Raw genomic sequence first — 12,601 nt, 5'->3', positions numbered from 1 at the left:
AGAGCTATGAAGCTTATAGAGTCTGTCTTGTAGCTGATTTTGTCCCCCCTTCAGGGTCTAAGCGGTTAATACTTACTTAATATGTAGCACAATATTTTCTATTATCTTAGTCATTGTGAAACCTCTTCTACAGACTTACTTAGAACAAGAAATCTGGATACTAGTAAGGGATAAGTGGTATTTCGCCACTATTATCGGAGTTTGGGATGATTTATTGTGGTTTAAACATAGAACTTACAACAAAGACACAGAAGAAGATACTTTCTGGGAAATGGTTGTGAAAATCAGTGAAGTAATTGCTATTGATAAAGTTAAGTCTATTATTAGTAGAAAACCAGATATGCTTATTTCACGGCTTCTAGAAACTGAGCAAGATACAAGCGATCCTCATCAAGATAATTGATATTAATTAGCTCAATTTCTGAGGTAGACTCATCCTTTGCACCTGTCTCAAGATGCAAAGAATGAGCAGTAAAGTTATCGGCTATGGTTCAATACAGTTCAGAATGAGCAAAAAAACCTGATGTAGAGATGCGATTTATCGTGTCTTAAAAGACCAATTATCTACACCAATAACCTTTAACCCAAGCGTATTGAGGCTATGGCGGGTATTGGGTATTGGGCAGAGTCTTCCCCAGTCCCCAATACCTACTATCTCAAAGATTACTTTCAATCAACTGGCGGTATTCGCTCTTTTGCTTCACACCTTTGACTTCCTTCACCAGTTCCTTGTTTTTGAACAATTGAACCGTTGGGGTTCCTGTCACATTAGCATTTTCAGCAATATCTCTGTCTTTGTCGATGTCAATTTCTACAAAGTGAATTTTGCTGTCAAATTCATCCACCACTTTATTTAAAATTGGCTTCAGGGTATGACAAGGGCCACAACCAGGAGAGACATATTTAACCAGAAGTAAGCGATCGCTTTCATGGAATAATTTCCGTAAAGCATAACCTCCCTCATGGCGCGTTCTGTCCAAGTTAAATCCAGCTTCTTCCTCGGCTTCAGTCTTTTTCGCTGGCTGATTTTCTAATTCATTATCTGCTGTTTCTGCCTGTTGATGGAATTCTTGAATCAATCCACTGGATGATAACCAGCGTTCTGCTAACATCGCCGCCATACAGCCAGTACCCGCAGCCGTAATTGCTTGCCGAAACTCATGATCTTGAACGTCACCAGCAGCAAAAACCCCTTCTACACTGGTTTCCACAGTACCGTGCTTGGTGACAACATAACCCACCTCATCCAGTTCTAATTGTCCTTGAAATAAAGAGGTGTTGGGAGTATGACCAACGGCGTAGAATAAACCTTTAGCGTGTAGTTGACTTTCTTCACCAGTTTTAGTATTGCGGACTTTCACGCCTTCCATGCGATCGCTACCGAAGATATCCACGGCTTCTGTGTTCCAATGTACCTGAATTTTCGGATTACCCAAAACCCGATCTTGCATAGCCTTAGAAGCCCGCATTTTATCGGTGCGTACCAACATATTCACCTTAGAACCGTATTTAGTCAGGTAAATCGACTCTTCCGCCGCCGAGTCGCCAGCACCGATTACAGCCAATTCTGCACCGTGAAAAATTGGTGTTGCACCATCGCAAATCGCACAAGCCGAAATTCCCCGACTCCAAAATTCATGTTCGCTGGGTAAACCTAAACGCTTTGCTGTCGCACCAGTAGCAATGACGATGCTATTGGTTTTAATTTCTCTTTCTGGCGATCGCACTGTAAAGGGACGCTGACTCAAGTCAACTGAGATAACATCTTCAGTATATAGTTCCGCCCCCCAACGCTCCGCCTGAGCCTTCATTTGATCCATCAGTTCCGGCCCGGTAATCCCTTTCGGAAATCCCGGAAAATTCTCAACTTCCGTCGTTGTCATTAATTGCCCACCAGGTAATCCCCCGGCTTGGAAACCTTCAAATACAACGGGTTTCAGGTTAGCGCGTCCGGCATAAATGGCGGCTGTATACCCTGCTGGCCCAGAACCGATAATTACCAAGTTTTCTACAGTTGGGTTAGTCATGAAAATATATGAACTCATAACGACTACGCTTAATATAGCATAATAAATTATGATTGGCTACCTCAGATGGGGAGCGATGGGAAAACGCCTACAGTACTATACGCTCAATACTTGTCAAAGATACTCTTTAACCGCTAAAAGTTTTCTCGCAGATATTTCCTGATAACTTCAATATCTATTTCTAGCAATTCTGCCATTTCTTGAACACTCATACCTTTCTCACTAAGTTTTGGAGCTAATTTCAATCTACTCTTTTCCCAGATGTTCTTGTACAATCGAGTAATTGTAAATTCATCTAAATCAAACATGGTTTAAATTGCTCATAATATATGTATGTAGCAGTTGCGTAAGTCCCGATATTGTGAACCACTAAGACTGTTCTTGCAGATATTTCTTGATAATTTCAACGTCTAGCTCCAGAAATTCAGCTATTTCTTGAATGGTCATACCTTTCTCAACACATTTTGGGGCTAATTTCAGCTTGGTTTGTGGTTCTGTCTTTGCCACGATACTCTCGTACAATCGAGTATTTTTGAATGCATCTAAATCCAGCATAGCTTCAATTTCCTCTAAACTAAGATTGGGAAATTTATAAAACACAATGGCTTGGATAAATGCTAGCACTTTCTTTTGAAGATTTTCATCGGGTAAGTTTTCTTTAGCTTGATTGATTAGCTGTTGAGCTAAGGAAGTAGCTTTTTTAGGTGATTCTACAAATAGTTTAGCAATTCCTATCGCCAAGGAATCATCAGTCCTGGTAGAAAGTTCATTCAGATAAATGCAACGTAGATGTTGTTCTACTAAAGCCTGATAGCGCGGGTGTGCTGGCGTTTCATTGATGCGTTTGTCGTAGACAACAATTGCATACCAGTCTGAGTTTGCTGGTCTATATTGACGAAAGTAAACAAAAATTTCCCCAAAAAGTCGTTCGTAAAACTCCTCATCTTTGTAGGTTTGTAACTCTACAAAGTATAAGGGTTCATTTTCAAATCCCTTGATAGTAGCAAATAACCCGTCTAAACGAAATGATTGTTGTTTAATTTCCGGTGCAATAAATGTGTAGATATCGGGATTAGTATCAGGTTTATCAATCAGTTCAAAAAATATATGTGGTAGTTCCTTGATAAGTTCATAAAAAATTACATCTGTTTTCATTGCTGCTACTAATGGCAAACTATACAGCCGTTTTTATTTCAATACAATACATTGTATCTTTCGTAGAGTGCGGCACTTATGATATATATAAAAGTATTTTCTGTAATATTATGTCCCTCACCATTACAGACTTAGAGCAGCTACAAACCGAGCATCCAGAATGGCAGATGGAGCTGGTAGAGGGGAAAATTATAGTTACGGGGCTATCAGATTACGAGTCAGAGGAAATTGGCGCTCGGTTGAGTACTTTCTTGAATATCTGGGTAATGTCGCGCAAACTAGGGCGTATAACTGGTTCTGGCGCAGGGTTTATTCTACCGAATATAGAAGAGGATGACTCGGAAAAAAGAAATTTGCGATCGCCTGATGTCTCTTTTGTTAAGGCTGACCGCTTGAAGAAGACAAAGCGCGCCTTTGTAGACTTAGTTCCAGACTTAATGGTTGAGATTAAATCTAAAAGCGATAGAATCTAGCCTCTGGTGTTGATAAGCGGCTTAGTAAGGATTCTGGATTGTGTAACTGTATCTTTCCAAACTTTTTTTCTGGAGGTGATAGGAAAGCGATCGCAGTTGGGTAAGTTACATCTAGAACACCCAATCACTTCCTACCCCCAGGAAAACACTTATGAAAACCGAATTAAAAGCCAAGTTTCTCCAACACATCCTCGCCAAAAAGAATGAAAATGAGGGTTTTACACTTATTGAATTACTAGTAGTAATTATCATCATCGGTATTTTGTCTGCGATCGCACTGCCTTCTTTCTTGAACCAAGCAAACAAAGCCAAGCAGTCGGAAGCTAAAACTTATACAGGTTCGATGAACCGCGCGCAGCAAGCTTATTACTTAGAAAATACTACATTTACAACTGTAATTAGTGCTTTAGGTCTTGGTATTGCAACAGTAACCGTAAATTACACATATAAAGTTCTTACGCCAGACGCTAGTTCAGCACTCAACCAAGCAATAGTAATAAGTGCAGGCGGCAAAGCACCTCTCAAAGCCTATGTTGGTGCTGTCGGGGTAACAACCCAAGGAGCTACTAGTGAAGCTACTACCATAGCTGTTTTGTGTGAATCTCTAAACCCTATGGTTATCAGCGGTGCTGTAAATGCAGATTCCATTACAACAAGTACTTATAGTTCAGGACAGCCTAGTTGTGCTTCCAGCTACGTCTCTTTGGCTAAGTAACTAACCAAAGACAAACGGTATATAAATTGTCTGTCAACGACATATTTTCCAAAGTGGGTAGATGCTTCTATCCACTTTATTTCTATTATGTGAGTCGTTCACAAGTATATTCCTCATAAAATTTTCTCAGAAAATTACAATGATTACTGATATATATAATTGGCAAAATCAAGCTGAACAATACTTAATTCAAGGGAGATATTCACAAGCAGCACAGTTATATGAACAAGCAATTGCAATAGAGCCAAATGCTAGTTCTTATTATTGGCATTTAGGACTACTATTGCTATTACAAGGGCAAGAAGCCGAAGCTCAAATGACTTGGATGCTGCCAATGACAGAGGCAGATGAAGAACAGTTACCAATTTGGACAAATGAACTATTTCAAGTTTTGCAAAGAGAAGCTGAAAGACGCGAAACACTTACAGAAGATTCTCTAGCTTGGTTAATTCGCCAGCATCTACGAGAAATTAATCCTAGTAATATCAATAATTTGCTTCAAATTCTTCTACTTTCTCTCAATTTAGAAAAATTTGAGCAAATTGATGATTTGAATGACTGGGGATTAATTGAAACATTAAATGCCAAAGAAAATATAGAAATTAATACCGAATTATTAATCCAAGCTTTAAAAGAACTTTTAAATAATGTTCCCTTACATCCAATTAATCTCAATTTCATAGAAGCTAGTCTCCCTTATTTCTCTGATCCTCATCAATGCTTCTCTATACTGCTTCCTGCTGCTCTGCAAATTGGTCATACTTTGCGGCAGCCTTTACTAGCAGCATCTCTTCTGGAATTACATTTACGATTGGAGCCAGATAATGTAGAAATTTTGCGACACTTAGCGACTTTTTATCAAGATGCTCGTAGTTATTCTCAAGGAATAGAGACAGCTAGGTTGTGTTATTCCTTATCAGAAGGTTTGGCTGATAAAATTTTTGCACTCCATTTGCTGTTAAGGGGTCTAATGTCAGCAGGAGGATATTGGCAAGAAATATGTACAACTTGTCAAGAATTGGAAACTGTATATAAAGAGTTTATTAATGCTGAACGAATTTTTTTAGAAGAAGGAAGAATATTACGGTTACTTACGCCAGCTTTTGCGATACCTCATATTAAAGATGCTCCTGCTGAATTTCGAGTTATTCATAATCAGGTAGCTGAGATTTTTAATAATTATATTAAAGTTTTTGCCCAATCACAAGGAAAAAACTATGCTCGTCAAATTATTAATCATCAATCTTTAACAGATTATCCGAAGAAATTAAAAATTGGTTATATATCTTACGCTTTAAGGAATCATTCTGTTGGTTGGCTAGCTCGCTGGTTATTTCATCATCACGATCGAGATAAATTTGATATTCATACCTATTTTGTGAACTATAAATTAGTAGATGATTTCCTACGGGATTGGTATGTACAAAATGCAGGTAATGTTCATAAATTAGGCATGAATGGTCTAGAAATTGCTGATCAAATATATCAAGATGAAATTGATATTTTAATTGACCTCGATAGCATCACTCTAGATATTACCAGTGAAGTGATGGCACTCAAGCCAGCCCCAATTCAAGTTACTTGGCTGGGGTGGGATGCATCAGGCATACCTGCAATTGATTACTTTATCGCAGATCCTTATGTACTGCCAGATGATGCACAAGATTACTATACAGAAAAAATCTGGCGATTACCTCAAACTTACATAGCAGTAGATGGTTTTGAAGTTGGTGTACCAACTCTCCGCCGCGATGACTTGGATATTCCGATGGATGCCGTTGTATATCTCAGCGCCCAAAGAGGATATAAACGCCATCCAGAGACGACAAGATGGCAAATGCAAATTATCAAACAAGTCCCTAACAGCTACTTTTTGATTAAAGGACTTGCTGAGGAGGAAACAATTAAACGCTTCTTTTACCAAATTGCCGAAGAAGAAGGTGTAGATTGTTCTCGATTACGATTTTTACCAATAGTTTATTTAGAGTCAGTTCATCGTGCTAATTTAGGCATTGCTGATATTGTATTAGATACATTTCCCTACAACGGAGCGACAACAACTTTAGAAACATTGTGGATGGGTATACCTTTAGTCACAAGAGTCGGCGAACAATTTGCAGCGCGTAACAGCTACACCATGATGATAAATGCGGGTATCACAGAAGGCATTGCCTGGACTGATGAAGAGTATATAGAATGGGGTGTGCGCTTGGGGAAAGATGAGGCTTTACGTCAGCAGGTGGCTTTGAAACTGAAAGCATCGCGGCAAACAGCCCCGTTGTGGAATGGCAAACAATTTACCCGTGAAATGGAGAAGGCTTACGAGCAGATGTGGCAGAGGTATATTGAGGCAAAATAAGCTCTAAGTGAGTATCGTGATATGATTAGTGCGTAACGATTAGAGTCGGAATAAAAACCTAATTCTTAATCAATGTCTGCGAATTTTTCAGTACTGGTATAATCGCCAATTCGGTGAACGCTTTATCTTGGTGGGAAAATAACCGCCATACCGTAAACAGTTGTCCTTTGTAACAAGTCTCCCTGTAACTGCTTCGGTTCAGTATGGGAGATGTCACAGGAGCTTATATGATGACTTTTCAAGAAATGATTGATTCTATCGAGAGTTTGACAATAGAGGATCAGGATCACTTATTCGAGTTGATTCGCAAGCGACGGATTGAGGCTCGACGGGCTGAAATTGCTGCTAATGCTCAGGAGGTATTTAAAGCTGTGGAAATGGGGACAGCTAAACGAGGAACTTTTGAAGATTTAAAGTCTTATTTGTTGGAGAATGACGATGAATGATTTTAACAACAGATAAGAAGTTTAAAAGGAGTTTTAAGCGATTAATCAAGAAAAATCCCCAATTACAAGACAAGATATTAGCGGTTTTAGAGTTATTGGGTAATGATCCTTTTACTATGTCTTTAAAGTCTCATAAGCTAACGGGTCAATTGGATGGTTTATGGTCTTGTTCTGTTGTTTATGATTGTCGAATTATTTTTGCTTTTAAGAAAGATACCATAACAGGAGATGATTTAATTATATTGGTTGATATTGGCAGCCATGATGAGGTTTATTAAATGGTAAAGCAGGAGTTAAGGCAATACTGCTCGGTTAAGAATATTCGTAGGTTGGGTTTGGTTCCTTAAACCCCACTTGCTTGTCCCAAGGGGAGACGCGCAAGGGACAAGTCGGGAAACCCGACACCAGGCGCTCATGGGGGAAACCCCCTTCTCTACGAAACGCTAAGAGAAGGCCTAGCCTCTCCCTTTGGAAGAAGGCCGCGTTCGCTCCGCAACCTACAGATTTTTATTTTTAGGCAAAACCTACGCAGTATTTGGATGCAATCAAGCTATCTACATCGCAGAATGGGAGATTTTCTGCTTTCGCTTGGGCGATCGCCTGTTGATTATCTGTTGCTAAAGCAATTCGAGTATGAATTCTAGGCAAAAGAGTTTTCCATTGTGTATCACTCATCTCCCCTAGCAGAGAAATTTCTGGCCCCTCAGTTATATCTACATCATCTTCCATGAGTAAATTCATAGTCAAAGACGATAAAAGCATATCGGCTTCTTCTTCAGAAATATTTTGAGTATCTATCAGGAGAGTTAAGCGACTTTTATCTGGGTGAGTAGTCAGACTACAAATAACACTTGCTAAATCTTGATATAGTAGGTCTTCTGGCTGTGACCAGTCTGGAAAAATAACTAGATTAATATCTCCTAAGCGGAAATTTTGACTCAGAGTATCTGCAAGATATTTACTAAATAATTCTTGGAAGAGACTACCTATTTTAGCTGAGTAAGCGCGACTATCTAGAAAACTAGGATTACCCTGCATTTTTTCCTTGATTTCGGCGCTTTTTTGGTGACGTAATTCAGGATTATTGCCAAGTGCGATCGCTAACTGTATATAAGACTCTTCACTATTTGAAACTAAATCAGGGACATCTAGTGCTTGAACCATTGCAGCCCCCATTGCAGAGCGAAAGGTAGTTCCCTGTCTAGCAATTACTGGCAAATTCACTTGTAACGGTTCTACTAAAGAAGTTGTTCCGGCAAATGGATAGGAATCTAGATAGACATCGGCAATTTTGAAGTATTCTTTAACTTCTTCTCGATTTGGTACTGGTTGAGGATCTAAAACTATTAATTGTTCTGCTGATAATCCATGCTTTGAAAACACTTTAATTAAGTGATTCACAAAAGCTTTCTTCGGATAATTATTTGACCAATTAGGCCCAAATGGCAAAAGCACTAAAACAGAGTTGGGAACTCCATAGATAATTTTTGCCCATGTAGTAATTAGTTCGGGGATGGTTTTAAATAAGTTAGCACCAGAGATAAAAATAACTGTTTCTTCAGAGATACCTAAACTTTCTCGATCAACTTTGACAGTTACATTTTCTTCTTCATTACCATAACTAAAGCAATGAGCAGTTCCTTCTAGTTTCACCAACTTTTCTCGATATTGCTGTTCTGATGTTGCCGATGGATCGGTGTGCGTACCTGAGATGTAATAATCAATGTGCTGCATTCCAGTTGTCACAACCGACCCACCACTAGTAACTTGTATTCTAGCTAACCTATGCATTGATAAAAGGCAGATTTGATTAGTTACTGCCGTTACATTGGTAGCAATGAATAATATATCTAGGTCATCAGTACGAATTGTATTTGCTTGTTCTGCTAAATCTTGTGGTAGTAGCTTAAAAGAGTTGGCACAACTTTGGCAATATTGCTCTAAAGGATGACCAGTTTGATTGAGAGAGTACAAAATTACTTCAAAGTAGCGACTAATATATTCATAAACAGGAAGTGTAGCAAATGTTTCTGCTGAAGGCAGAAAATGGGCTGCTAGAATACCCATCCGAATTTTTTTTCTGGTTACAGGTCTATCGTCAAATTCATAATTGACCTGATAACCATTAATTCTCAAGAAAAAATCTAATATTTCTCCACGTTTAGCATAGATATCTTTAAGATTATCTTCATTAAAGTAGAGAGGGATAAAATTAGCGATTTGGACAAAACTTTTAATTACTTCATGCCACAACAGAGAAACTTGATTACTAAATATTGATGTGTGTAAATAATCAATCAATCCCTGCATATAGTAATAGTAATTCTCTGCTTCTCCCACTTTTTGAAAGTAAATTTGAGGCTGAAATAGGAATTTTAAATAATCATTAATAAACCATGTAGGAATCTTAGAAACGTCATGCTGTAATGGTAACTGATCAGCGCAACGATAGAGCGTAACTGCCAATATATATTGAAGCGATTGTGGTTCATCGAAGCCTTTAGAAATTTGTGCAGTTACTTCATCTACAAAAGCTTCTTCAGTAGGAGTAAATGTTTCATTTATTAGACCACTATTGAGCAATATTTGATGTGATTTTCCTAAATCTCCCAAATATGCGTTTTCAAGATCCGAGTCCGATATATTCAGCCATTCCTGGGCAATTTGATGACGAGCTTGACGGAGATTTGCTATTGCTGTACGACTATTTGGCTCTTGTTGATATTGTTTGATGGAAGTATAAAGCTTAGAAAAAATCTCTTGCTCTTGAACATTTACATTAACTTCAGGAGCGAATTCTTTCTGAATTTCCTGCTGATATTCCTGGGTTATTGGCAAATAATTTTGGCTTAAATTAGATGCTGACTTAACCACAAATAATTCAGCCATGACATGAATTACTCCATCAGGAGATTCTTCATGTTCAAGCTTCACAGCTTTAAACTCGCCTTGAAATCCATATCTTTTACAAAGTTCTATATAAGCGGGAAATTCACTACAGTAATATAGAAAAGAATTAATATTCCAAAAGCTGATATGAGTGGGGTCTTGAAAAGCTCCTCGACCATCTGTAGATGGCACACGAATGTCAACTTTTGCACCAGGTTTACAAACTCTCCATATCTCATTCATTGTATGAATTCGGTCATAGAGATGTTCGATAATGTCATGCGCTCTCAACTCGTCTACTGAACTATCAGGAAAGGGAAATTCTTTACTGAGATCGGCAACAATATCAACACCAACACCAGGAGCAATATCTACGCCAATGAAATCTTTTGGTTTATGAATTCCACAGCCTATGTCTACTCGCAATATATCAGCTTGTGTTGTAAATTTTCGATAATCAGTTGATAACTTATCTTGCATTTCAATCTCCCTTTTGACAAAATTTATAATCCGCTCAGTCGCCTTACCATCTAGTTCACCTAAGTATTGTCGTGTAAACAATTTTTGCTTTTTATGCTGGCGATCTCTTTCGTCATAATCACTATTGAGCCTTTCAATTGCCGGAATTAACTCTTCGGGATTATATACTCCTATTGCTGCACCTTCGATGGCATAGGGTTTATAATCTCTCATTTCTAACAAATCTAAAAAAATACAAGGCTTACTCAGTGCGATCGCATAACTTAGTACACTGGTTGCTCCGCCAATAACAATATCACTTTCCGCAATTTGATCGAGTATATGACTTGAATTATCAATTTTGACGTTGACACCAATGAGATTAGCTAAATCGCTCAAGTAATTTATGTTTTCAGCACCATGAGGTCTGATAACAATCTGAACACGTAACTGCTTGGCCGCTTCGAGAAGCGTTTCGTACAAATAATGGTAAGATTTATGTGTTGATGTACTTAAAAATAGTAACTGCCGTTCGACATGGGCAACCTGGTTTATTTTCCTACTGCTGAGATGCTGTCTTATCTCCTTTTCAATCCAAGGCCAGCCGGTAGGAATAACTTTTTTTGCTGACCAACCAAGCCGTTCTACATAATAATGCTGACCATAAGAACCCCACGTAGCTATATAATCGGGTCTTGTTTCAGCATAATTATGCTGCCAGTGATGCATATCAGATCGTTCATTTTTTGATATTTGAGTATCAGGAGATCCATGCTCAATTACTAATTTTTTAATTCCATGCAGTTTTGCTACTGCTCCTAATGAACGCGCTGCTAGTGAAACTTCTTCCGCCATGACGATAAATTTAGGTTGCACCTGAGCTATTACCCAGTGAGAGCATTCTATCCAAGCGCGAACTAAGGGAATATCAAAGCTTAATAAAAGGTCTACTCTTGATTGAATAATTTTCCAGATATCTAGCGGATAGTCTAAGAAAGCATCGGAAAATCGGCGCTCGTTTAAAAGCTGATTAATTTCTATTGAACTTATGTTGTTTAAATCCTGAATAAGAGGAACGGGAATTGAATCTGAATTATCAGACCATCCCAACCATAGATTCTGCTGAATTAAATCTAATGTTTTGAGATTACAAGAATTTGCCAATGCTTCACCAATAGGTGCATAGTTTTTGAGAAAATTATTTTGGAGCGCTAATAAAACGTCTGATTTTAATGAGTTTTTATTTTGTTTAACTGGCGATCTTCGACTATGTTCAGGCTGCCAAGGCTGATATTGCGATCTATAAGCCAAGTTTATCTGCTGCTCTTGAGCATTCGATGATTTTAAGTTAGTAGAAATTTCTAAATCTTTTATAATTACTCCTATATTCCTCATAGCTCCCCAGACTTGATTCTCATAATTAGTCCGAGGTGTAGGAGCTAGACCCCACTGTGTTACAGCAGTAAATGGTGATTGGTTGACCCAAATTTCTTTGGGTTGGTATTGTCGCAGAATTACTAACGCTAGATGATAGGAAGTTACAGCTTCGTAGAAAAAATAGTAGAGAAGATGGAGAGAACAAGACAAAATATCAATATCTTGATAAATGAGTGATAGCCCGTAATCTGGGCCAACCTGTCGCAAAGTTTCCTCAAATTTACATCTTAGATATTCTGCCTCATTGGCAATAGTACAAAAATCCAATTGCCTATATAATTCAACTGCATCATCCGCAGGAATTTTTGCAGAACGAAAGACTAAATGAGGCTCAATTCCTGAATAAACAATTTTACCTTGTTTTAATAGCTCTGGATGTGCAATTAGCCACTCGGCATCTGTAAGCGTATATGCTAAGTATAATCTATCAACCATTGAAGAAACCTCATATTATTGATTTGGTTTTTTTGCATCCTGTCTGATTAAATCTCCTAGTCACATATCACAATATTTTGGAGTTAAACCCAAGCTTGGATGCACTCAAGTTTTCAGTGTATAAATAGAACTAGCTGAGGATTTTTATTTATGTGGCTCCATAGCCTAAAAATTAGAGAATTATTTTCAACTTTAATTACTCCAAA

The 12,601-nt window shown here is 38.2% G+C and carries 9 protein-coding genes and 1 pseudogene; 6 read left to right on the top strand and 4 right to left on the bottom strand.

Annotated elements, in window-relative coordinates:
* The first annotated feature begins 115 nt into the window (after positions 1-115).
* On the top strand, positions 116-403 hold the full coding sequence (locus HWQ37_RS24015) for a hypothetical protein (protein WP_292751803.1): 288 nt from the start codon (positions 116-118) through the stop codon (positions 401-403).
* A 253-nt stretch (positions 404-656) separates the two neighbouring features.
* On the opposite strand, the gene trxB is transcribed toward HWQ37_RS24015, so the two are convergent.
* The 3 genes from trxB to HWQ37_RS24000 form a co-directional block, all read right to left on the bottom strand.
* Positions 657-2,027 carry a thioredoxin-disulfide reductase gene (gene trxB / locus HWQ37_RS24010; protein ID WP_292751801.1) on the bottom strand — a complete coding sequence of 457 codons (1,371 nt, stop codon included), beginning with the start codon at positions 2,025-2,027 and terminating at the stop codon, positions 657-659.
* A gap of 134 nt (positions 2,028-2,161) precedes the next feature.
* Positions 2,162-2,335 carry a hypothetical protein gene (locus HWQ37_RS24005; protein WP_292751799.1) on the bottom strand — a complete coding sequence of 58 codons (174 nt, stop codon included), beginning with the start codon at positions 2,333-2,335 and terminating at the stop codon, positions 2,162-2,164.
* Between the two features lie 61 nt (positions 2,336-2,396).
* Positions 2,397-3,182 carry an Rpn family recombination-promoting nuclease/putative transposase gene (locus tag HWQ37_RS24000; RefSeq protein ID WP_292751795.1) on the bottom strand — a complete coding sequence of 262 codons (786 nt, stop codon included), beginning with the start codon at positions 3,180-3,182 and terminating at the stop codon, positions 2,397-2,399.
* Between the two features lie 110 nt (positions 3,183-3,292).
* Here HWQ37_RS24000 and HWQ37_RS23995 point away from each other — a divergent pair.
* From HWQ37_RS23995 to HWQ37_RS23975, 5 genes and pseudogenes are all read left to right on the top strand, one after another.
* Positions 3,293-3,652 (top strand): annotated as a pseudogene (locus HWQ37_RS23995) (Uma2 family endonuclease); the annotation flags it as partial.
* 154 nt (positions 3,653-3,806) lie between these two features.
* Positions 3,807-4,370, top strand: a complete 564-nt coding sequence (locus tag HWQ37_RS23990; protein ID WP_292751792.1) for a type IV pilin-like G/H family protein — start codon at positions 3,807-3,809, stop codon at positions 4,368-4,370.
* A gap of 139 nt (positions 4,371-4,509) precedes the next feature.
* Complete coding sequence (locus HWQ37_RS23985) at positions 4,510-6,729, top strand: O-linked N-acetylglucosamine transferase, SPINDLY family protein (RefSeq protein ID WP_292751789.1); 2,220 nt, start codon at positions 4,510-4,512, stop codon at positions 6,727-6,729.
* A gap of 227 nt (positions 6,730-6,956) precedes the next feature.
* Complete coding sequence (locus HWQ37_RS23980; RefSeq protein WP_292751786.1) at positions 6,957-7,175, top strand: hypothetical protein; 219 nt, start codon at positions 6,957-6,959, stop codon at positions 7,173-7,175.
* Positions 7,172-7,453 carry a type II toxin-antitoxin system RelE/ParE family toxin gene (locus HWQ37_RS23975; protein WP_292751783.1) on the top strand — a complete coding sequence of 94 codons (282 nt, stop codon included), beginning with the start codon at positions 7,172-7,174 and terminating at the stop codon, positions 7,451-7,453. Before HWQ37_RS23980 ends, HWQ37_RS23975 begins: the two co-directional genes overlap by 4 nt.
* Positions 7,454-7,688: 235 nt before the next feature.
* Here the strand turns inward: HWQ37_RS23975 and HWQ37_RS23970 are convergent, their stop codons facing one another.
* Positions 7,689-12,395, bottom strand: a complete 4,707-nt coding sequence (locus HWQ37_RS23970) for an O-linked N-acetylglucosamine transferase family protein (RefSeq protein WP_292751780.1) — start codon at positions 12,393-12,395, stop codon at positions 7,689-7,691.
* Between the last annotated feature and the right edge of the window lie 206 nt (positions 12,396-12,601).

The organism is Nostoc sp. NMS4 (assembly GCF_017115095.1).
In the GTDB taxonomy this organism is placed as follows: Bacteria; Cyanobacteriota; Cyanobacteriia; order Cyanobacteriales; family Nostocaceae; genus Nostoc.
The sequence above is the reverse complement of the archived record's forward strand: the minus strand, read 5'-3'. Positions and strand labels throughout refer to the sequence as shown.

Coding starts and splice junctions, on each gene's coding strand:
- trxB (WP_292751801.1), bottom strand. CDS start 2,027: ATGACTAACCCAACTGTAGAAAACTTGGTAATTATCGGTTCTGGGCCA.
- HWQ37_RS24005 (WP_292751799.1), bottom strand. CDS start 2,335: ATGTTTGATTTAGATGAATTTACAATTACTCGATTGTACAAGAACATC.
- HWQ37_RS24000 (WP_292751795.1), bottom strand. CDS start 3,182: ATGAAAACAGATGTAATTTTTTATGAACTTATCAAGGAACTACCACAT.
- HWQ37_RS23990 (WP_292751792.1), top strand. CDS start 3,807: ATGAAAACCGAATTAAAAGCCAAGTTTCTCCAACACATCCTCGCCAAA.
- HWQ37_RS23985 (WP_292751789.1), top strand. CDS start 4,510: ATGATTACTGATATATATAATTGGCAAAATCAAGCTGAACAATACTTA.
- HWQ37_RS23980 (WP_292751786.1), top strand. CDS start 6,957: ATGATGACTTTTCAAGAAATGATTGATTCTATCGAGAGTTTGACAATA.
- HWQ37_RS23975 (WP_292751783.1), top strand. CDS start 7,172: ATGATTTTAACAACAGATAAGAAGTTTAAAAGGAGTTTTAAGCGATTA.
- HWQ37_RS23970 (WP_292751780.1), bottom strand. CDS start 12,395: ATGGTTGATAGATTATACTTAGCATATACGCTTACAGATGCCGAGTGG.